The sequence below is a fragment of the Pantoea sp. X-Soil-TKNS-1280 genome (genome assembly GCF_059730475.1).
Genome location: NZ_AP035962.1, coordinates 3,170,654 through 3,191,146, shown reverse-complemented (window position 1 = coordinate 3,191,146; position 20,493 = coordinate 3,170,654). Strand labels below are relative to the sequence as shown.

The window sequence follows — 20,493 nt, the reverse complement described above, 5'->3', positions numbered from 1 at the left end:
CTAACGCAGGGAGGGCCGAATCATGCTATAAAGTCGTATGATTTTTTATACGGAGCTTTAGCGCAATGAAATTACCGATCTACCTGGATTACGCGGCCACCACGCCAGCGGATCCGCGTGTTGCCACCAGAATGATGCAGTTCCTCACCCTGGATGGCACGTTCGGTAACCCCGCTTCCCGTTCTCACCGTTTTGGCTGGCAGGCAGAAGAAGCTGTCGATGTCGCTCGTAACCAGGTTGCCGAGCTGGTTAATGCCGATCCGCGTGAAATCGTTTTTACCTCCGGTGCCACTGAAGCTGACAACCTTGCGATCAAAGGCGCTGCCCTGTCGCATCAGGCGCGCGGCAAACATATCATCACCAGTCAGACCGAACATAAAGCGGTGCTCGACAGCTGCCATCAGCTGGAGCGTGAAGGCTTTGAGGTCACCTATCTGCAACCCGGTCATGATGGCATCGTTACGCCTGAGATGCTGGCTGCGGCGTTGCGTGCTGACACCGTTCTGGTCTCGCTGATGCACGTCAACAACGAAACCGGTGTGATTCAGGATATCGCTGCACTCGGTGCCTTGTGCCGTGAGCACGATATTCTGTTTCACGTTGATGCGACGCAAAGCGTCGGCAAACTGCCGATTGATGTCAGCACGCTGCCGGTGGATTTGATGTCTTTCTCCGCGCACAAAATTTACGGTCCGAAAGGTATCGGCGCGCTCTGGGTGCGCCGTAAACCGCGTCTGCTGATTGATGCGCAAATGCATGGCGGTGGTCACGAGCGCGGCATGCGATCTGGTACCTTGCCGGTACATCAGATTGTTGGCATGGGCGAGGCCTATCGTATCGCGCGGGAAGAGATGGGCACGGAAGTTGCACGCCTTGCGGGGTTACGCCAGCGTTTGTGGCAGGGCATCAGCGCACTTAGCGATGTGACGCTGAATGGTTCCCTGGAGCAGGGCGCACCCAATATTCTCAATATCAGTTTTGCCCACGTTGAAGGTGAATCGCTGATTATGGCGCTGAAAGATCTGGCGCTGTCGTCCGGTTCTGCCTGTACCTCGGCCAGCCTCGAACCCTCTTATGTGCTGCGCGCCATGGGCGTTGAGCAGGAGCTGGCGCACAGCTCGCTGCGTTTTTCGCTCGGACGCTTTACCACCGAAGAGGAAATTGATTACGCCATTGAGCTGGTCAACAAAGCGGTAACCCGTCTGCGGGCGTTAATGCCTGCGGCCAATACCCGCTAACTTTCTGTTAAACAGCATCATTCCGCTGGTCTGGCGGAAGGTGATAACTCACGCATACGGAGCCACGCGATGACAACACAACCAATGACAATTACGCTCAGCTCCCAGGCCGCCGATGCGCGCTGGGGTGAAAAAGCGTTGCTGAGCAGCAATGACAGTGGCATGACCCTTCACCTCACCGGCACTGATGTGCTGCTGAGCATTCAGCGCGCAGCGCGCAAACTCGATGGCCAGGGCATTCGCCATGTCGCCTTAAGCGGCGAAGGCTGGGATCTGGAAAAATGCTGGGCATTCTGGCAGGGCTACCGTGGTCCGAAAGGCACGCGTCAGGTGGAATGGCCCGCGCTGAGCGAGCATGAGCAGAGCGAATTTGATCGCCGCCTGAAGATTGTTGACTGGGTGCGCGACATCATCAATTTACCGGCAGAAGACCTCAGCCCGGAACAGCTGGCACATGGCGCGATTGACCTGATCTCTGATGTGGGTGGCAATGCCGTAAGCTACCGCATTACCAAAGGTGAAGATCTGCGCGAGCAGGGCTACCTGGGTATCCATACCGTGGGCCGTGGTTCAACCCGCCCGCCGGTGCTGCTGGCACTGGATTACAATCCAGGCGGTGATGAAAATACCCCGGTTTATGCCTGCCTGGTGGGCAAAGGCATCACCTTTGATACCGGTGGTTACAGCCTGAAGCAGAGCAGCTTTATGGATTCCATGAAATCCGACATGGGCGGTGCCGCCACCGTCACTGGTGCACTGGCGCTGGCCATTTCCCGTGGGCTGAACAAACGCGTGAAGTTGTATCTGTGCTGTGCCGACAACATGGTCAGCGGCAATGCCTTCCGTCTGGGCGACATCATCCGTTACCGTAATGGCAAAACTGTTGAAGTGATGAACACCGATGCGGAAGGACGTCTGGTACTGGCCGATGGCCTGATCGACGCCAGCGCACAAAATCCTGAGTTGCTGATTGATGCGGCGACACTGACCGGAGCGGCGAAAACCGCGCTCGGCAATGATTACCATGCGCTGTTCACTTTTGATGATGTGCTGGCTCAGTCGCTGCTGGGCAGTGCCGCCGGTGAAAACGAAGCGTTCTGGCGTCTGCCGCTGGCGGAATTCCATCGCAGCCATCTGCCGTCAAACTTTGCCGATCTGAACAATATCGCCAGCCCGGCACACTCCGCCGGTGCCAGCAGTGCTGCGGCGTTCCTGTCGCATTTTGTCAGCAAATATCAGCAGGGCTGGCTGCATATCGACTGCTCAGCAACCTATCGCAAAAGCGCGGTGGAACAGTGGTCAGCTGGCGCAACCGGCCTCGGTGTGCGTACCATCGCGAATCTGTTGCTGAAATAATCCTGATGACGGCAGGCGTAAACCTGCCGTCTTTTTTTGGAAAAACCAAACCATGAGTAACCGTCTTGAAGAGGTGCTGAAGCTGGCGGCCACTGAGCCTGCGCACCGTCCGGAATTTTTTCAGCTGTTGCTGGAAGCTGATGTCTGGGTGCCGGGTGAAAGTAGCGCGCAGCAGTTCGATGCCACCACACCGATTGATTTGCAGCACTGGGAAAAGGAAGAGGGCGGTAGCGTCATTCCGTTTTTCACGTCTGAACAGGCGATGAGTGAAGCGATCAAGGATGAACAGGCTTACCTGCGCTTGCCCGCGCGGACGTTGTTCGAAATGACGCTGGGCGAAACTCTGTTTCTCAACCCGAAGCTGCCGGTAGGGAAAGAGTTTTCAGCCGGTGAGATTGCTCATCTGCTGGGCGAAGAGGGTAGTGCACTTAGCCAGCAAACGGTGCTGGAAGGCGGCCATGCTTTGCTGCTGTCTGAGGTCGCTGAACCACCTGCGCAGATGATCGACTCGCTGACGCAGTTGTTCGCTAAATATAAACAGGTACGCCGCGCGTATATTGCCAGCATTCGTGAACAGGCGGGCGATGCACCGAACCTGCTGATTGGCATTGAAGCGGATAGCGATATTGAACAGATTATTCAGGCGGCAGGCAGCGTGGCGACCGATACGCTGACGGATGATGCACCGATTGATCTCTGTGAAGTGGTGAGCGGCGAGCATGGCGTGAGCCATTTCTTTACCGCCCATATCACGCCTTTTTATGAACGTCGCTGGGGCAGTTTCCTGCGCGATTTCAAAGGCAGTCAGCGGATTATCTAAAAACTGCACTGAATCGTAGCGGCGCGATTTATCGCGCTGTCCCTTGCGCGCCGCTGCGACGGTTATTACTTCTCGATAGGGAGGTCGTCGCGGCTGCCCCATTCGCCCCAGGAGCCGTCATACAAGGCGACATTCCGCACGCCGAGCGACGTCAGCGCCAGAATCACCACCACCGCCGTCACCCCTGAACCGCAGCTGGCAATCACCGGTTGATCCAGTTTCACGCCCGCTTTATCAAACTCGCTGCGCAGTTCAGCCGCAGGCTTGAGTGCGCCGTTAACCACCAGATTATTCCACGGCACGTTGAGGCTATTGGGGATATGCCCACGAAGCAGGCCGGGGCGCGGTTCATCCACTTCAGCGTTAAAACGATTGGCCGCACGGGCATCGACAATCTGCGCTCCCCCTTCATGACTTACCAGCAGTACATCGGTCAGACGTTTCACCTGGCTGGCGTCGTACTTCGCGTCAAATTCCCCTTCCGCCAGCGAAACCGGACCATTGGCAATGGTAAAGCCCGCCGCTTTCCAGCCCGCCAGGCCTCCCGCCAGAATCGACACATTAAGGCAGCCAAAAGCCCGCAGCATCCACCATGCCCGGGGCGCGGAGAACAGATTACCCTCGTCGTAGACCACCAGGTGCTTATCCTGGCTGACACCCAGCTCGCGCATCGCGACGGCAAAGGCTTCGGCACGCGGCATCATATGCGGGTAGGGGCTGGTGTGATCGGAAAGGGCTTCAATATTAAAGAAGGGGGCATCAGGCAGATGGCCTGCCAGATACTCGGCCTGGATATCACGCACGGCTTCCTGGCCAGGTGGCAGCATACGGGCATCCAGCACCTGCAGGGTTTCCTCGGTGTAATGTTCATTTAACCAGTCAGCGGATACAAACAGGGGAGCTGTCATAGCAACCTCTTCTCATCAATCAGGAAAGCCTTCAGTGTCCGGTAATGTGCAGGCTATCTCAAGGGCTGATAAGGCGAAAGTTGAAGATGGTCATCAGGATATGGCACATTTTTAAACGGTCTGCCCCGACAGAAATCAATTATTTTCAATAATTCCTACGATCGGCAATAGGCAACGCCCGGCGATGTCCCTATAATCGCCCCGTTTTCTTACCGGGCAGGTTCCCGGTTTCTTCAGAATGGCTATGCCGTAAAAACAGAGGTCAACATGGCAATCGAACGTACTTTCTCAATCGTTAAACCAAACGCCGTCGCTAAGAACGTGATTGGTGCTATCTACAACCGTTTTGAAAGCGCGGGCTTCAAAATCGTTGGCGCAAAAATGCTGCACCTGACCAAAGAGCAGGCTGAAGGCTTCTACGCTGAGCACAAAGGCCGTCCGTTCTTTGATGGTCTGGTTGAATTCATGACCTCTGGTCCGGTTGTGGTTTCTGTTCTGGAAGGCGAAAACGCCGTTCAGCGTCACCGTGATCTGATGGGTGCAACCAACCCGGACAACGCGCTGGCTGGTACTCTGCGTGCTGACTACGCTGACAGCTTCACTGAGAACGCGACCCACGGTTCTGATTCTGCAGAATCAGCTGCCCGTGAAATCGCTTACTTCTTCGCTGAGAACGAAGTCTGCCCGCGCACTCGCTAAGGTGACGAAAGGTTTACACCTTTTAACCTGGCGTAAACCGTTCCCCCTGGCATCATGCCGCAGATGTAGTACAATTATGCGCCCTTGTTGAGCTCACTCAGCAAGGGCGCAGTTTTTTTCCTATTCTTAACCAGAGCCATAACGTGTAACAACGAGGCCAGAGAACATTATGTCCGAACAGATTGTGACGCCGTCGTCCGCTTCCCCCGTGGTTGTTTCCCCAAAAAACGAAAAAATTAACCTGCTGGATCTTAACCGCCAGCAGATGCGCGAATTCTTTGTTTCGCTCGGTGAAAAGCCCTTCCGCGCCGATCAGGTGATGAAGTGGATGTATCATTACTGCTGCGATGATTTCGAGCAGATGACCGACATTAACAAAGTGCTGCGTGGCAAGTTGATGCAGCTCACGGAGATTCGCGCGCCGGAAGTGGCGGAAGAGAAACGTTCCAGTGATGGCACCATCAAATGGGCGATTCGCGTCGGCGACCAATTGGTCGAAACTGTGTATATCCCGGAAGATGACCGCGCCACACTGTGCGTGTCTTCGCAGGTAGGATGTGCGCTGGAATGCAAATTCTGTTCGACGGCGCAGCAGGGTTTTAACCGTAACCTGCGCGTTTCGGAAATCATCGGCCAGGTGTGGCGCGCGGCGAAAATTATCGGTGCGGCCAAAGTGACGGGGCAGCGTCCGATCACCAACGTGGTGATGATGGGCATGGGTGAGCCGTTGCTTAACCTCAACAACGTAGTTCCGGCCATGGAAATCATGCTGGATGACTTCGGTTTTGGTCTGTCTAAGCGTCGCGTCACGCTTTCGACCTCCGGCGTGGTTCCGGCACTCGATAAACTGGGCGATATGATTGACGTTGCACTGGCTATCTCGCTGCATGCCCCAAACGACACGCTGCGTGACGATATCGTGCCGATTAACAAGAAATACAACATCGAAACCTTCCTCGGTGCGGTGAAACGTTACCTGGAGAAATCCAATGCCAACCAGGGACGCGTCACGATTGAGTACGTGATGCTGGATCATGTTAATGACAGCACGGATGATGCTCATCAACTGGCCGAGCTACTGAAAGATACGCCGTGTAAAATCAACCTGATTCCGTGGAACCCCTTCCCCGGTGCGCCTTATGGCCGGAGCTCGAACAGCCGTGTCGATCGCTTCTCTAAGGTATTGATGGAATACGGTTTCACCACCATCGTGCGTAAAACCCGTGGTGATGATATCGATGCCGCCTGTGGTCAGCTGGCGGGTGATGTAATCGACCGTACCAAGCGTACGATGCGTAAAAAGATGGCCGGTGAAGCCATCTCTGTGAAGGCGCTCTGAAAGTCAGCGCCTGGTGATGTTCACCGGGCGCAACTCGTGTCAGTCTCTCCCGCCTGAATGATTCAGGGAGAATGGACGATGAGTAAGGGATTACCGGCAGTATTGCTGGCAGGCTTTGTTGTAACCGGGTGTGTCAGTGAACCCACGCGTCAGGGGGCTGCGGATATCCGCCTGCAGCTGGGATTACACTATCTGGCGGTGAAAGATTTTTCGGCAGCGCAGCGCAATTTGCTGCGAGCACAACAGGCTGCGCCGCAAGATTATCGGGTACCGCTGGCGCTTGCGCGCGTGGCTCAGGCGCAGCAGAATATCGCGCAAACACGTTGGTACTACCAGCGTGCGCAACAACTGGCTCCGGCCAATGGTTATGTGGCTAACAATTACGGTGCGTTTCTCTGCGGTTTGAGGCAGTATGACGAATCGCATCAACAGTTTAAGCTGGCAGCTGATGCGCAGGACCCCGATGCGCGTCAGGATGCATTGTTGTTTTCGGGCTATTGTTACCTGCAGGCTGGCGATTATGCCGCTGCACGGAAGCAATTAACTCACGCACTGGATGCCGCACCGCAGTTGGGCAATCAACTGCTGACGGAAGCGGAAAGGCAATCTGAACAGCAAGCGTGGGACAAGGTTTCACTGCTCTTAGAGATTTACCACCATAAGCTGCCCGCCAGTGCCGACAGCTTAGGGTTACAGATACGTTTCGCCGCGCAACAGGGAAACGCTGCTGACGTTACACGTTATGGCGACCGGTTGGCGCGAAGTTTTCCACAATCGATACAGTACCAGCGTTATTTAGCTAATGAATACTGAAGCCACTCAAGAGAAATCTGCAGTACATTCCACAGGTGAACGCCTGCGTCTGGCCCGTGAGCAGATGGGGCTGACCCAGCAAAACGTCGCTGAACGCCTGTGCCTGAAACTTTCAACCGTACGCGACATTGAAGAGGACAAATCGCCTGCTGATTTAGCTTCGACTTTCCTGCGCGGTTATATTCGCTCCTATGCTCGTCTGGTTCATGTACCGGAAGATGACCTGTTGCCGATGATGGCAAAACAGGCACCGGTTCGTGCGGCCAAAATCGAGCCTATGCAGAGCTTCTCGTTGGGTAAACGACGCAAGAAACGTGATGGCTGGCTGATGATTTTCACCTGGCTGGTGATCTTCGTGGTGATCGGTCTGACCGGTGCCTGGTGGTGGCAGAATCATAAAGCCTCACAGGAAGATTTGGTGTCGATGGCTGACCAAAACGGCAGCAACAGCGGTGACAACAGTCAGTCGATTCCGTTGGGTGATAACAGCAGCAACGACGCACCCACTGATGCCGACACCAACGCCGCAGGCACGCCGATCGATAACGGTGCCGGAGCGGTAGCTACCCCGAATAACAACACCAGCGCCCCTGCCGCTAGCAGCAATGCGCCTGCTGCGGCCAGCAGTGCACCCGCTGCGCAGAGCAGCGACAATGCCGTGGTCGCGCCAAGCCAGGCACCGGTTGATAGCACGCCACCTCCGGCGACGTCTCCTGCCCCGGCGAATAGCGTTGCGGGTCAGTTGCCGACCGGTAGCGCAGGCGTCAGCCAGACGTCAGCCGATCCTAATGCGCTGGTGATGAACTTCAATGCGGATTGCTGGCTGGAAGTCACCGACGCCAGCGGTAAAAAGCTGTTCAGCGGGCTGCAACGTAGCGGCGGTAAGCTGAGTCTGTCTGGTCAGGCTCCGTATCGTCTGAAAATTGGTGCGCCAGCCGCTGTCCAGGTGCAATATCAGAATCAGCCCGTTGATTTAAGCCGTTTTATCCGTAATAACCAGGTTGCCCGTCTGACAGTCGGTGCGCAATAACGCGCATCGCGCTTGCCGGGCAATTGTGGAGAGAGAATATGCATAACGAAGCACCCATTATCCGTCGCAAATCAACGCGGATTTACGTCGGCAAGGTGCCAGTCGGCGATGGTGCGCCTATTGCCGTTCAGTCGATGACCAACACCCGCACCACGGATGTTGCCGCCACGGTCAATCAGATCAAAGCGCTGGAGCGCGTCGGCGTTGATATCGTCCGTGTCTCAGTGCCGACCATGGACGCGGCTGAAGCTTTCAAACTGATTAAGCAGCAGGTTAATGTGCCGCTGGTAGCGGATATTCACTTTGACTATCGCATCGCGCTGAAAGTCGCCGAATATGGCGTAGATTGTCTGCGAATCAACCCAGGCAACATCGGCAATAACGAGCGTATCCGTCAGGTGGTGGATTGCGCGCGTCACTACAATATTCCGATCCGTATCGGGGTGAATGCCGGTTCGCTGGAAAAAGATCTGCAGGAAAAGTACGGTGAGCCAACGCCGCAGGCGCTGCTCGAATCCGCCATGCGCCATGTGGATCACCTCGATCGCCTCAACTTTGATCAGTTCAAAGTCAGTGTTAAAGCCTCCGATGTTTTCCTTGCGGTTGAATCCTATCGTCTGCTGGCGAAAGCCATTGATCAGCCTCTGCATCTCGGCATCACCGAGGCGGGTGGCGCGCGCGCGGGTGCAGTGAAATCCGCCATTGGTTTAGGCTTGCTGCTGTCAGAGGGGATTGGCGATACGCTGCGTATCTCGCTGGCCGCCGATCCGGTGGAGGAGGTCAAAGTGGGTTATGACATCCTCAAATCCCTGCGCATCCGTTCCCGTGGTATCAACTTTATCGCCTGCCCAACCTGTTCACGTCAGGAATTTGACGTGATTGGCACGGTAAACGCACTGGAAGAACGCCTCGAAGACATCATCACGCCGATGGATGTCTCGATCATTGGCTGCGTGGTCAACGGTCCTGGCGAAGCCACGGTATCGACGCTGGGCGTCACCGGCGGTAACAAGAAAAGTGGTTTCTACGAAGATGGCGTGCGCCAGCGTGACCGTCTCGATAACCAGGACATGATCGACCAGCTGGAAGCGCGTATCCGTGCTAAGGCATCAATGCTGGATGAAAGCCGCCGCATTAACGTGCAGCAGCTGGAAAAATAAGGGAAGGTGCGCGTCTGCCGCGTGCCAGTTTGTGATTGAACCTGTGCGGTTTCATCCTCATAAGGTATGATGCCGGACAGGTTTTTTTGTCTTAAGAGATTTTAACGTGGCGAAGAATATTCAAGCGATTCGCGGGATGAACGATTACCTGCCGGCGGATACCGCGATCTGGCAACGTATCGAAGGCACGCTCAAGCAGGTGCTGGCCAGCTATGGTTACAGTGAAATCCGCCTGCCGATCGTTGAGCAGACCCCGCTGTTCAGCCGCGCGATTGGTGAAGTCACCGACGTGGTTGAAAAAGAGATGTATACCTTTGAGGATCGCAATGGCGAAAGCCTGACGCTGCGTCCGGAAGGGACAGCAGGCTGCGTGCGCGCCGGTATCGAACACGGTTTGCTCTACAACCAGGAGCAGCGCCTGTGGTACATGGGGCCAATGTTCCGCTACGAACGTCCGCAGAAAGGCCGTTATCGCCAGTTCCATCAGATGGGTGCGGAAGTCTTCGGCCTGCAGGGGCCGGATGTTGACGCTGAACTGATCATGATGACCGCGCGCTGGTGGAAAGCGCTGGGTATTGCCGAGCATGTCCAGCTGGAACTGAACTCGATTGGTTCACTCGACGCGCGTGCTAACTACCGTGACGCCCTGGTGGCTTTCCTCGAACAGCATAAAGAGGTGCTGGACGAAGACTGCAAACGCCGTATGTACACCAACCCGCTACGCGTACTCGATAGCAAAAACCCGGATATTCAAAAGCTGCTGAATGATGCGCCGACGCTGGGTGACTTCCTTGATGAAGATTCCCGCGCGCACTTCAGCGGCTTGTGTGCTCTGCTGGACGATGCCGGTATCAGCTACACCATTAACCAACGTCTGGTGCGTGGTCTCGACTATTACAACCGTACCGTGTTTGAGTGGGTGACCAGTGCGCTCGGCTCTCAGGGCACCGTGTGCGGTGGTGGCCGTTATGATGGTCTGGTTGAACAACTGGGTGGACGTCCGACGCCAGCTGTCGGTTTTGCCATGGGTATGGAACGTCTGGTGCTGCTGGTGCAGGCAGTTAACCCGGAATTTGAACCGACGCGCATTGTTGATGTCTATGTTATCGCTTCGGGGCAGGGCGTGCAGTCCGCCGCGATGCAACTGGCGGAAAAACTGCGTGATGCTGACCCACAGCTGAAGCTGATGACTAACTTCGGTGGTGGTAACTTCAAGAAGCAGTTTGCCCGTGCAGACAAGTGGGGCGCGCGCATTGCGCTGGTGCTGGGCGAAGATGAAGTGAAAACCGGCCAGGTGGTGATTAAAGACCTGCGTACCGGCGATCAGCAGACGCTGGCCCAGAGTGAAGCCAGTGCTACGTTGCGCACGTTGTTGCCGTAAGCGTAGCATCGCAACAGCCATTTTTAAGAGAGGGATTGCGTGGAAGTTTACAGCAACGAAAACGAACAGGTTGATGTGCTGCGCCGCTTTTTTGCCAACAATGGCAAAGCACTGGCGGTAGGCGTTGTCATCGGTATCGCAGCATTGGGCGGCTGGCGTTTTTGGGCCAGCCATCAGGCCGGTGCCGACAAAGCCGCCTCAGCGCAGTATCAGCAGCTGACCAGCGCCATGCAGGCTGATAAGCCGCAAACGCTGGAAGCCGTTGCCAGTTTTGCCAGTGAAAACAACAACACCTATGGTGCGCTGGCGTCGCTGGATCTGGCTAAACAGTATGTTGAAACCAATCAGCTGGACAAAGCTATCGCTCTGCTGCAGAGCGGGCTGAAAGATACCAAAGATGCCAACCTGCAGGCGGTGATTAACCTGCGTCTGGCACGCATTCAACTGCAACAAAATCAGGCCGATGCCGCACTTTCTACCCTCAACAATGTTAAGGGTGATGGCTGGACAGCTATCGTAGCGGACATTCGTGGCGAAGCACTGCTGAGCAAAGGCGATAAGCAGGGCGCGCGTGATGCCTGGAGCAAAGGTGCGGAGTCACAAGCTTCTCCGGCCCTGAAGCAAATGCTGCAGATGAAGATGAATAACTTAAGTTAAGCCAGTCAAGAGAGCGCACATGGAATTACGTAAATACCTGCTGCCAGGGCTGATTTCAGTCACTCTGCTCAGCGGTTGCTCGCTGTTCAGCGGCGAAGAAGATGTAGTGAAAATGGCCCCGCTGCCGAAAGTAGAAAATCAGTTTACGCCGCAAACTGCGTGGAGCACCTCCGTGGGTGATGGCGTCGGCGACTTCTACTCCAACCTGCATCCGGCCTGGCAGGATGGCACTGTCTACGCTGCTGACCGCTTTGGCGTGGTGAAAGCCCTCGATGCCAGCAACGGCAAAGAAAAATGGAAAGTGGACCTCTCTGAGAAGACCGGCTTCTTCTCGAAAAATATTTCAGCACTGCTGTCGGGTGGCGTTACCGTAAACGGTGACCGTCTCTACATCGGCAGTGAGCGCGGTCAGGTGTTTGCACTGAACACCAGCGATGGCAGCATTGCCTGGCAGACCAAAGTGGCGGGTGAGGCGTTATCACGTCCGGTCGTCAGCGATGGTCTGGTACTGATTCATACCAGCAACGGTCAGTTGCAGGGGCTGGATCAGGCGAGCGGTGCGATCAAGTGGAGCGTCAACCTCGATATGCCAGCGTTGTCACTGCGCGGTGAATCAGCTCCGGCGGTTGCCTTTGGTGGTGCCATTGTCGGCGGCGACAACGGTCGCGTCAGCGCGGTGATCATGAACCAGGGCCAGCTGATTTGGCAGCAGCGTATTTCGCAGCCGAGCGGTGCCACTGAGATTGACCGTCTGAACGACGTCGATACCACGCCGGTTATCGTCAATGGCGTGGTTTATGCGCTGGCTTACAACGGCAACCTGACAGCGCTGGATCTGCGTTCTGGTCAGATCCTGTGGAAGCGCGAAATTGGCGGCGTGAAAGATCTGATCGTTGATGCGGGTCGTATCTACCTGGTGGATCAGAATGACCGTGTCGATGCGCTGAACGCCGACGGTGGCGTAGCCATCTGGCGTCAGAGCGAGCTGTTGCACCGTAATCTGACTTCACCGGTGTTGTTCAATGGCTACCTGGTGGTGGGCGACAGTGAAGGTTATGTACACTGGATTAATACGCTGGACGGCCGCTTTGTGGCACAGCAGAAACTCGACAGCTCCGGCTTCCAGACCGAACCGGTGGTGGCGGGTGACAAGCTGCTGATTCAGTCGAAAGACGGTGAGGTTTACGCCATTACCCGTTAAGGGCGAAGCCTGGCTGTAGGTTGCGACGGCTCCTGATTGTTCAGGGGCCGTTTCGTTTTTATGGTATTCTTAGCGCCTTCAGCCTGAACCTGACGGCAAATGCCGTTATAATCACGCCATTCGGGCGATTCATTTTTAAACTGAGGCAAGTGTTATGGTACCTGTGGTCGCGCTGGTTGGGCGTCCCAATGTGGGGAAATCCACGCTGTTTAACCGCTTAACGCGCACCCGTGATGCGCTGGTGGCGGATTTTCCTGGACTGACTCGCGATCGCAAATATGGTCGCGCCGAAGTGGAAGGGCGCGAATTTATTGTTATCGATACCGGTGGTATTGATGGCACTGAAGAAGGTGTAGAAAATCGCATGGCAGAGCAGTCACTGCTGGCGATTGAAGAGGCCGATGTGGTGCTGTTTCTGGTAGATGCCCGTGCGGGTGTGATGCCAGCTGACCAGCAGATCGCCAATCACCTGCGTTCACGTCAAAAAGCGACCTTCCTGGTGGCGAACAAAACCGACGGTCTCGACCCGGAAGCCGCTGTGCTGGATTTCTACGCCCTGGGACTGGGTGAGATCCACGCTATTGCCGCTTCGCATGGTCGTGGTGTGACTTCGCTGCTGGAAACTGCGTTGCTGCCGTGGATGGATGTCGTTGCGCCGCTGGAAGTCAGCGAAGAAGACGAAAACGAAGCCTACTGGGCAGCGTTAGCGGCAGAAGAGAACGGCGAGGAGCTGGCAGAAGAGGAAGAGGACGATTTCGATCCAACCACTTTGCCCATCAAACTGGCGATTGTCGGACGTCCTAACGTCGGTAAGTCAACGCTTACTAACCGTATCCTCGGTGAAGACCGTGTCGTGGTTTACGACATGCCGGGCACCACACGTGACAGCATTTACATCCCGATGGAGCGTGACGATCGTGAATATATTCTGATCGATACCGCCGGTGTGCGTAAGCGTGGCAAGATCACTGATACCGTTGAGAAGTTCTCGGTGATCAAAACTCTGCAGGCGATTGAAGACGCCAACGTCGTGATGCTGGTGATCGATGCGCGTGAAGGCATTTCCGATCAGGACCTGTCGCTGCTGGGCTTTATCCTGAATAGTGGGCGCTCACTGGTGATTGTGGTTAACAAGTGGGATGGCCTGTCGCAGGAAGTGAAAGATGAAGTGAAAGAGACGCTGGATTTCCGCCTCGGCTTTATCGATTTTGCTCGCGTTCACTTTATTTCGGCACTGCACGGTAGCGGCGTAGGTAACCTGTTTGAATCGGTCACCGAAGCTTACGATTGTTCCACCAAACGTGTGAACACCTCGATGCTGACGCGCATCATGAACATGGCAGCCGAAGACCATCAGCCACCGCTGGTGCGTGGCCGTCGCGTGAAGCTGAAGTATGCGCATGCGGGGGGTTACAATCCGCCGATTGTGGTGATTCACGGTAATCAGGTGAAAGACCTGCCGGATTCCTACAAACGTTATCTGATGAACTACTTCCGTCGTTCGCTGAACGTGATGGGTACGCCGATTCGTATTCAGTTCAAAGAGGGTGATAACCCGTACGCAGGCAAACGTAACCTGCTGACGCCAACTCAGCAGCGTAAGCGTAAGCGTCTACTGGCGCACCTGAAAAAGAACAAGAAATAAGATGATGGGGGCCAGAGTGGCCCTCATTTTTTTTATTTGTCTGGAGAATGATATGAGCGCCAATTGCCCTAACTGTCAGCAATTACTCACCCACAGCGAGGCGGGATTTGACTGTCACCACTGTGGCAGCCATTTCGATCAAATCGCCATTTGCCCGGATTGCCATCAACCGTTGCAGGTGCTGAAAGCCTGTGGTGCGATGGATTATTTTTGCCAGCACGGCGACGGCTTGATTTCGAAAAAGCGCATTGAATTTATACCGGATGTGACGCATGGCTCGCATCCGTAGCGGCGCGATTTATCGCGCAATTTCGTGCGTCGTGCCGGAAAAAAAAGCACGATAAATCGCGCCGCTACAAAATTCTCGCCCTCCCTGCGTCATAAATTTTAATAAGTTACGACTGGATTTGTAGCAAAAATGCTATTGCGCAGTAACTCCTGCGTTATGGATATTCACTTCTTAATGTACCAGGTGGTACAATCTTGCCGCCTTGTGGTAAGTCTCAATAGCGTTTCGCTGTGTCCTTCCTCACAAGCACTGCATCACGGGCATCGCACCCGTACCAATAGTTCTAAAATAAAGACGTTAACGGAACGATTCCTGCAACAGGCATGGCAGGGTATCTGTGACCGGGCAATAGGCTATGTCCGGCGCCAGCGCTTTATTTTTTCAGGAGAGTTTGTGTTATGGCAGAAAATTCCGCTCGCCCCTGTAAAGGGTTGAGCATCTGGTCTGTGTTATTAGGGCTGGTCCTGTTGGCCGTCGGGCTGTTCTTCGCCATCGGCGGTGGCAAGCTGGTCTCCCTCGGCGGTAGCTGGTACTTCCTGATCGCCGGTATCGTAATGTTACTGTCGGCGATTCAGTTCTTCCGTCGTAAATCTTCAGCTGTCACGCTGTTCATTCTGGTCTTCGCCGGTACGCTGATTTGGGCGCTGGTGGATGCGGGCTGGGTGTTCTGGCCGCTGGTTTCACGTCTGATGGTACCTGCGGGTCTGATGCTGCTGGCGTTCCTGACCTGGCCTGCTCTGCGTAAGGCTGAGGGCAAAAGCTCACTGGCAAAAGTCTCGTACACGCTGTCTGCGGTGATTGTCGTTGGTATGGTGGCAACCTTTGTTCAGATGTTCCAGCCGCACCCGACTGTCGCTTTTGAAGGCACTCAACTGCCGCTGATTCCGGTGGATAAAGCGAAACAGCAGAAGAACTGGGAAAACTACGGCAACACCCCGGGCGGTGACCGCTTCGTGGCGCTGGACCAGATCACCCGTGACAACGTGAAAGACCTGCAAGTGGCCTGGACGTTCCACACCGGTGATACCCCAATCAGCCCTGGCGGAAACGGTGCTGAAGATCAGGAAACGCCGTTGCAGGTTGGCAACACCCTGTTCCTGTGTACGCCGCACAACAACGTGATCGCGGTTGCGGCTGACACCGGTAAGCAGATCTGGAAACGTGAAGTTAACGCCCAGTCTCAGGTGTGGAACCGCTGCCGTGGCCTGGCGTACTTTGATGCGACCAAGCCGCTGACTCAGCCAACTCAACCTGGATCAACGCCGGTCACTCCGGTGACTCTGGCTGCCGGTGATACCTGTCAGCGTCGTATTCTGATGAACACCATCGATGCACGTCTGATCGCTATCAACGCCGACAACGGTGAGTACTGTGAAGACTTCGGTGATCACGGTGTGGTTGACCTGAAAAAAGGCCTGGGCGATGCGCCAGACCCGCTTTATCAGCTGACGTCTGCACCTGCGATGGCAGGGACTACGGTAGTGGTAGGTGGTCGTGTTGCTGATAACGTGAAAACCGACATGCCTGGTGGCGTGCTGCGTGGTTTCGACGTGATCACGGGCCAGATGCGCTGGGCGTTTGACCCAGGCAACGTGGACCCGAATGCGGTTCTGATGCCGGGCAAAGACTACACCCGTAGTACCCCGAACTCCTGGGCACCGATGTCCTACGATCCGGCAATGAACACCGTATTCCTGCCGATGGGTAGCCCATCTGTGGACCTGTGGGGTGCGAACCGTACCAGACTGGATCACAAATACGGCGCATCAATTCTGGCGCTGGATGCAACTACCGGTAAAGAGAAGTGGGTTTACCAGACCGTACATAACGATCTGTGGGACTTCGACCTGCCGATGCAGCCGAGCCTGGTTGACTTCCCGATGAAGGATGGCACCACCAAGCCTGCGGTGGTGATCGGTGCGAAAACGGGCATGATTTGGGTTCTGGATCGTCTGACCGGTAAGCCTTTGACTAAGGTTGAAGAATTGCCGATGCCGCAGGGTCACATCCCGAACGAGCAGTACACCAAAACCCAGCCGCATTCGGTGGAAATGCCGAACATCGGTAACCAGACCCTGAAAGAGTCTGATATGTGGGGTGCAACACCGTTCGACCAACTGATCTGTCGTATCAGCTTCAAATCCATGCGTTACAACGGCCTGTTCACTGTACCGGATACCGATGTCTCACTCAGCTTCCCGGGTTCACTGGGTGGTATGAACTGGGGCAGCATCTCGTTTGACCCGAACAACCAGTACATGTTCGTCAACGATATGCGTCTGGGCCTGTGGGTGCAGATGGTTCCGCAGGACACCAGCAAAGCGTCAGCCAGCAATGGTGGTGAGTCTGTCAACGCCGGTATGGGTGCAGTTCCGCTGAAAGGCACGCCGTACGCTGTTAACAAAAACCGCTTTATGTCTCCGCTGGGTATCCCGTGCCAGGCTCCGCCGTTCGGTACCATGTCCGCGATTGATATGAAGACCCGTAAGATTGTCTGGCAGGTGCCGGTAGGTACGGTGCAGGATACCGGTCCGTTCGGTATTAAAATGCACGCGCAGATGCCAATCGGTATGCCGACGCTGGGCGGCTCTCTGGCAACGCAGGGTGGCCTGGTATTCTTCGCCGGTACTCAGGATTACTACCTGCGTGCGTTCGACAGCTCAACCGGTAAAGAAGTATGGAAAGCCCGTCTGCCAGTAGGTAGCCAGGGTGGCCCGATCAGCTACGTGTCGCCGAAAACGGGCAAACAGTACATCCTGATCTCCGCAGGTGGTGCTCGTCAGTCTCCGGACCGTGGTGATTACGTTATCGCCTACGCCTTGCCGTAACGATGATACTCCCGGCCAGTCTCTGCTGGCCGGATGCAAAGAAAAAGGACCGACATCGTCGGTCCTTTTTTATGCCTGCTCACCATCACGCCGCTATCTGGTGCGTGGTTTACGTTCAGTCGATTTCTGCGGACTAAGCGTAGTGACTTCGCTTTCCACCCAGCCATCATCCAGCCGGGTACGCAGCAGGTCGCCTTTGCTTAGCTGCTGCATTTTTTTCACCACATGACCCTGGGTATCGGTGGTCACGCTAAAACCGCGCGCCAGCGTTGCCAGCGGGCTTACCGCCTCCAGCTGCGCCGCCAGGGTGCCAAAGCGCTGACGATTGTGGTTGAGCTGCCGCTCCATCCCCTGCTGCAAACGGTAATGCCACTGCTGAAGCTGTTGCTGGGCACGCAGGATGCGGGGTTGGGGCTGCTGGGTGTTCAGACGCTGCACCAGGCGATCCTGCTGGCGGCTGGCGCTGCGCAGGCGCAGATCCATCGCCTCAGTCAAACGCTGTTTCAGTTGCAGCAGGGCGGTGCTCTGGCGCGCCAGGCGCAGCTGGGGATGCTGTTGCTGCAACCGATGCTGCATACGGGTAAAACGGCGTTGCTGCTGCGCCAGGTAGTAATCCATCGCCATTTCCAGCCGCTGCTGCTGTGATTGCAGGCGACGAACTAACTCCAGCTGATTACGGCTGACCAGTTCGGCGGCCGCGGACGGCGTGGGGGCGCGCAGGTCGGCAACAAAGTCGGCAATCGTGACATCGGTTTCATGCCCGACAGCGCTGACAATCGGCAGGCGACTGGCGAAAATTGCCCGTGCTACGCGTTCGTCGTTAAAACTCCACAAATCTTCCAGTGAACCGCCACCACGACCGACGATCAGCACATCACACTCATCACGCAGGTTCGCCAGCTCAATAGCACGCACAATCGCTGCCGGAGCATCCACACCCTGTACCGCCGTGGGATAAATCACCACCGGCAGGGAGGGATCGCGACGATGCAGCACGCGCAGCACATCATGTAGAGCGGCACCCGTGGCAGAGGTGATCACCCCGACCTGACGCGCCGGGTCCGGCAGCGGTTGCTTGAATTGCTGATCAAATAAACCCTCCGCCGCCAGCCGGGTTTTAAGCTGCTCAAACTGCTGTTGCAGCAAGCCTTCACCTGCCGGGTGCATGCTTTCAATAATCAGCTGATAATCGCCACGCGGTTCATATAACGTGATGCTGGCACGTACCAGCACCTGCTGACCATGCTGCGGACGAAATGCTACCCGGCGATTGCTGTTACGGAACATGGCGCAACGCACCTGGGCACCATCATCCTTCAGGGTGAAGTACCAGTGGCCGGACGCGGGTTGGGTAAAATTGGAGATCTCTGCGCTGAGCCACACCAGACCCATTTCATTTTCCAGCAGTTGACGCACCGTGGTATTCAGGCGGCTAACGGTAAAAATATTGGCGGTTGGCGGTAGCGACATGTGATGGAGATCAAATAGTAAATCAGAGGGTTAATTAACCGATACTACATGGCTGGTACAGAGGATCAAGAGTTTTTCTGAAAAAACACTGGAGGCAACCGATTTCGGCCTGTATAATGCCGCGGCAATATTTTATCTGTTCTCATTCACCCCCAGGTTGAGATATTGCCATGCTACGAATCGCTAAAGAAGCACTCACATTTGACGACGTTCTGCTCGTTCCTGCTCATTCTACCGTTCTGCCTAACACGGCCGATCTCAGCACCCAACTGACGAAAAACATTCGTCTGAACATCCCTATGCTCTCCGCTGCAATGGACACCGTGACCGAAGCGGGTCTGGCTATCGCGCTGGCACAGGAAGGTGGTCTGGGCTTTATCCACAAAAACATGTCAATTGAGCGCCAGGCGGATGAAGTTCGCAAGGTGAAAAAACATGAAAGTGGCGTGGTGACTGAACCGCAAACCGTGCTGCCCACCACCACCCTGGCGGACGTGAAAGCGCTGACCGAGCGTAACGGCTTTGCCGGTTACCCGGTCGTGAATGCCGACAACGAGCTGGTGGGTATCATTACCGGTCGTGACGTGCGTTTTGTTACCGATCTGAGCCTGCCGGTTTCAGCGGTGATGACGCCGAAAGAGCGCCTGGTCACGGTGAAAGAGGGCGAAGCCCGTGACATCGTGCTGCAGAAAATGCACGAAAAACGTGTTGAGAAAGCGCTGGTGGTGGACGATAGCTTCCATCTGCTGGGCATGATCACCGTAAAAGATTTCCAGAAAGCCGAACGTAAACCGAATGCCTGTAAAGATGCGCAGGGTCGTCTGCGTGTGGGTGCTGCGGTGGGTGCAGGCGCGGGCAACGAAGAGCGCGTCGATGCGCTGGTCGCGGCAGGTGTTGACGTTCTGCTGATTGACTCCTCACACGGTCACTCTGAAGGCGTGTTGCAGCGTATTCGTGAAACCCGTGCGAAATACCCGGACCTCGAAATCATCGGTGGCAACGTAGCGACCGGTGCAGGCGCACTGGCGCTGGCGCAGGCCGGTGTGAGCGCGGTGAAAGTGGGTATCGGCCCTGGCTCCATCTGTACTACCCGTATCGTGACTGGCGTGGGTGTTCCGCAGATCACTGCCGTTTCTGACGCAGTAGAAGCGCTGGAAGGCACTGGCATTCCGGTTATCGCCGATGGCGGTATCCGCTTCTCTGGTGACATCGCCAAAGCCATCGCCGCTGGTGCGGCAGCGGTGATGGTCGGCTCTATGCTGGCCGGTACCGAAGAATCCCCGGGTGAAATCGAGCTGTATCAGGGCCGTTCATTCAAATCTTACCGTGGTATGGGTTCACTGGGCGCGATGTCCAAAGGTTCTTCAGACCGCTACTTCCAGAGCGATAACGCTGCTGACAAACTGGTGCCGGAAGGTATCGAAGGTCGCGTTGCTTACAAAGGCCGCCTGAAAGAGATTGTGCACCAGCAGATGGGTGGCCTGCGCTCCTGTATGGGCCTGACCGGTTGTCCGACCATTGACGATCTGCGTACTAAAGCAGAGTTTGTTCGCATCAGCGGCGCGGGCATCTCGGAAAGCCACGTGCACGACGTGACCATCACCAAAGAGTCGCCGAACTACCGCATGGGTTCATAATCCCGTAAGATTTACCGCCCGG

17 protein-coding genes are annotated in these 20,493 nt (G+C 55.7%); 15 read left to right on the top strand and 2 right to left on the bottom strand.

Annotated features, from left to right (window positions below; translation table 11 throughout):
• Nucleotides 1-65 precede the first annotated feature (65 nt).
• The 3 genes from AC6I8X_RS14775 (at nucleotide 66) to sseB (ending at nucleotide 3,414) form a co-directional block, all read left to right on the top strand.
• Nucleotides 66-1,238: an IscS subfamily cysteine desulfurase gene (locus AC6I8X_RS14775; RefSeq protein WP_497840031.1), complete on the top strand. Its 1,173-nt coding sequence runs from the start codon at nucleotides 66-68 to the stop codon at nucleotides 1,236-1,238.
• A 69-nt stretch (nucleotides 1,239-1,307) separates the two neighbouring features.
• Nucleotides 1,308-2,594, top strand: a complete 1,287-nt coding sequence (pepB, locus tag AC6I8X_RS14770) for an aminopeptidase PepB (protein WP_313683586.1) — start codon at nucleotides 1,308-1,310, stop codon at nucleotides 2,592-2,594.
• Between the two features lie 52 nt (nucleotides 2,595-2,646).
• Nucleotides 2,647-3,414, top strand: a complete 768-nt coding sequence (gene sseB, locus AC6I8X_RS14765; RefSeq protein WP_084876312.1) for an enhanced serine sensitivity protein SseB — start codon at nucleotides 2,647-2,649, stop codon at nucleotides 3,412-3,414.
• Between the two features lie 65 nt (nucleotides 3,415-3,479).
• On the opposite strand, the gene sseA is transcribed toward sseB, so the two are convergent.
• Nucleotides 3,480-4,322, bottom strand: a complete 843-nt coding sequence (gene sseA, locus AC6I8X_RS14760; protein ID WP_313683587.1) for a 3-mercaptopyruvate sulfurtransferase — start codon at nucleotides 4,320-4,322, stop codon at nucleotides 3,480-3,482.
• Nucleotides 4,323-4,589: 267 nt separating this feature from the next.
• Between sseA and ndk the strand changes: the two genes are divergently transcribed.
• From ndk to AC6I8X_RS14705, 11 genes are all read left to right on the top strand, one after another.
• Nucleotides 4,590-5,021 carry a nucleoside-diphosphate kinase gene (gene ndk / locus AC6I8X_RS14755; protein ID WP_007884899.1) on the top strand — a complete coding sequence of 144 codons (432 nt, stop codon included), beginning with the start codon at nucleotides 4,590-4,592 and terminating at the stop codon, nucleotides 5,019-5,021.
• 169 nt (nucleotides 5,022-5,190) lie between these two features.
• A complete protein-coding gene (rlmN, locus tag AC6I8X_RS14750) occupies nucleotides 5,191-6,360 on the top strand; it encodes a dual-specificity RNA methyltransferase RlmN (protein ID WP_084876310.1) in 1,170 nt (389 codons plus the stop codon).
• Between the two features lie 78 nt (nucleotides 6,361-6,438).
• Nucleotides 6,439-7,173 carry a type IV pilus biogenesis/stability protein PilW gene (gene pilW / locus AC6I8X_RS14745; RefSeq protein ID WP_497840030.1) on the top strand — a complete coding sequence of 245 codons (735 nt, stop codon included), beginning with the start codon at nucleotides 6,439-6,441 and terminating at the stop codon, nucleotides 7,171-7,173.
• Nucleotides 7,163-8,203 (top strand): cytoskeleton protein RodZ, encoded by a 1,041-nt coding sequence (gene rodZ / locus AC6I8X_RS14740; RefSeq protein ID WP_497840029.1) that lies wholly within the window; start codon nucleotides 7,163-7,165, stop codon nucleotides 8,201-8,203. The genes pilW and rodZ overlap by 11 nt, the downstream gene beginning before the upstream one ends.
• A gap of 38 nt (nucleotides 8,204-8,241) precedes the next feature.
• On the top strand, nucleotides 8,242-9,363 hold the full coding sequence (ispG, locus tag AC6I8X_RS14735; RefSeq protein WP_084876307.1) for a flavodoxin-dependent (E)-4-hydroxy-3-methylbut-2-enyl-diphosphate synthase: 1,122 nt from the start codon (nucleotides 8,242-8,244) through the stop codon (nucleotides 9,361-9,363).
• A 106-nt stretch (nucleotides 9,364-9,469) separates the two neighbouring features.
• Nucleotides 9,470-10,744, top strand: coding sequence for a histidine--tRNA ligase (gene hisS, locus AC6I8X_RS14730; protein ID WP_497840028.1), 1,275 nt, complete (start codon nucleotides 9,470-9,472; stop codon nucleotides 10,742-10,744).
• Nucleotides 10,745-10,783: 39 nt separating this feature from the next.
• A complete protein-coding gene (locus AC6I8X_RS14725) occupies nucleotides 10,784-11,401 on the top strand; it encodes a YfgM family protein (protein ID WP_084876305.1) in 618 nt (205 codons plus the stop codon).
• 19 nt (nucleotides 11,402-11,420) lie between these two features.
• The gene (gene bamB, locus AC6I8X_RS14720) at nucleotides 11,421-12,602 is read left to right on the top strand and encodes an outer membrane protein assembly factor BamB (RefSeq protein ID WP_299456093.1); all 1,182 of its coding nucleotides are present in this window, start codon (nucleotides 11,421-11,423) and stop codon (nucleotides 12,600-12,602) included.
• Between the two features lie 154 nt (nucleotides 12,603-12,756).
• Entirely contained in the window at nucleotides 12,757-14,247 is a 1,491-nt protein-coding gene (gene der, locus AC6I8X_RS14715; protein WP_084876303.1) for a ribosome biogenesis GTPase Der, read from the top strand.
• Between the two features lie 52 nt (nucleotides 14,248-14,299).
• Entirely contained in the window at nucleotides 14,300-14,536 is a 237-nt protein-coding gene (locus AC6I8X_RS14710; protein WP_313685958.1) for a zinc ribbon domain-containing protein, read from the top strand.
• A 398-nt stretch (nucleotides 14,537-14,934) separates the two neighbouring features.
• On the top strand, nucleotides 14,935-17,364 hold the full coding sequence (locus AC6I8X_RS14705; protein WP_313685956.1) for a glucose/quinate/shikimate family membrane-bound PQQ-dependent dehydrogenase: 2,430 nt from the start codon (nucleotides 14,935-14,937) through the stop codon (nucleotides 17,362-17,364).
• A 93-nt stretch (nucleotides 17,365-17,457) separates the two neighbouring features.
• Here AC6I8X_RS14705 and xseA read toward each other — a convergent pair whose 3' ends face one another.
• Nucleotides 17,458-18,834, bottom strand: a complete 1,377-nt coding sequence (xseA, locus tag AC6I8X_RS14700) for an exodeoxyribonuclease VII large subunit (protein ID WP_313685954.1) — start codon at nucleotides 18,832-18,834, stop codon at nucleotides 17,458-17,460.
• Nucleotides 18,835-19,004: 170 nt separating this feature from the next.
• On the opposite strand from xseA, the gene guaB reads away from it, so the two are divergent.
• Entirely contained in the window at nucleotides 19,005-20,471 is a 1,467-nt protein-coding gene (gene guaB, locus AC6I8X_RS14695; RefSeq protein ID WP_313685952.1) for an IMP dehydrogenase, read from the top strand.
• Nucleotides 20,472-20,493: the final 22 nt, after the last annotated feature.

What these genes read in the sequence shown, in the direction of transcription:
- pilW (WP_497840030.1), top strand. Translation starts at nt 6,439, where the DNA reads ATGAGTAAGGGATTACCGGCAGTATTGCTGGCAGGCTTTGTTGTAACC.
- der (WP_084876303.1), top strand. Translation starts at nt 12,757, where the DNA reads ATGGTACCTGTGGTCGCGCTGGTTGGGCGTCCCAATGTGGGGAAATCC.
- AC6I8X_RS14705 (WP_313685956.1), top strand. Translation starts at nt 14,935, where the DNA reads ATGGCAGAAAATTCCGCTCGCCCCTGTAAAGGGTTGAGCATCTGGTCT.
- rodZ (WP_497840029.1), top strand. Translation starts at nt 7,163, where the DNA reads ATGAATACTGAAGCCACTCAAGAGAAATCTGCAGTACATTCCACAGGT.
- guaB (WP_313685952.1), top strand. Translation starts at nt 19,005, where the DNA reads ATGCTACGAATCGCTAAAGAAGCACTCACATTTGACGACGTTCTGCTC.
- rlmN (WP_084876310.1), top strand. Translation starts at nt 5,191, where the DNA reads ATGTCCGAACAGATTGTGACGCCGTCGTCCGCTTCCCCCGTGGTTGTT.
- xseA (WP_313685954.1), bottom strand. Translation starts at nt 18,834, where the DNA reads ATGTCGCTACCGCCAACCGCCAATATTTTTACCGTTAGCCGCCTGAAT.
- sseA (WP_313683587.1), bottom strand. Translation starts at nt 4,322, where the DNA reads ATGACAGCTCCCCTGTTTGTATCCGCTGACTGGTTAAATGAACATTAC.
- AC6I8X_RS14775 (WP_497840031.1), top strand. Translation starts at nt 66, where the DNA reads ATGAAATTACCGATCTACCTGGATTACGCGGCCACCACGCCAGCGGAT.
- bamB (WP_299456093.1), top strand. Translation starts at nt 11,421, where the DNA reads ATGGAATTACGTAAATACCTGCTGCCAGGGCTGATTTCAGTCACTCTG.
- pepB (WP_313683586.1), top strand. Translation starts at nt 1,308, where the DNA reads ATGACAACACAACCAATGACAATTACGCTCAGCTCCCAGGCCGCCGAT.
- ispG (WP_084876307.1), top strand. Translation starts at nt 8,242, where the DNA reads ATGCATAACGAAGCACCCATTATCCGTCGCAAATCAACGCGGATTTAC.
- sseB (WP_084876312.1), top strand. Translation starts at nt 2,647, where the DNA reads ATGAGTAACCGTCTTGAAGAGGTGCTGAAGCTGGCGGCCACTGAGCCT.
- ndk (WP_007884899.1), top strand. Translation starts at nt 4,590, where the DNA reads ATGGCAATCGAACGTACTTTCTCAATCGTTAAACCAAACGCCGTCGCT.
- AC6I8X_RS14710 (WP_313685958.1), top strand. Translation starts at nt 14,300, where the DNA reads ATGAGCGCCAATTGCCCTAACTGTCAGCAATTACTCACCCACAGCGAG.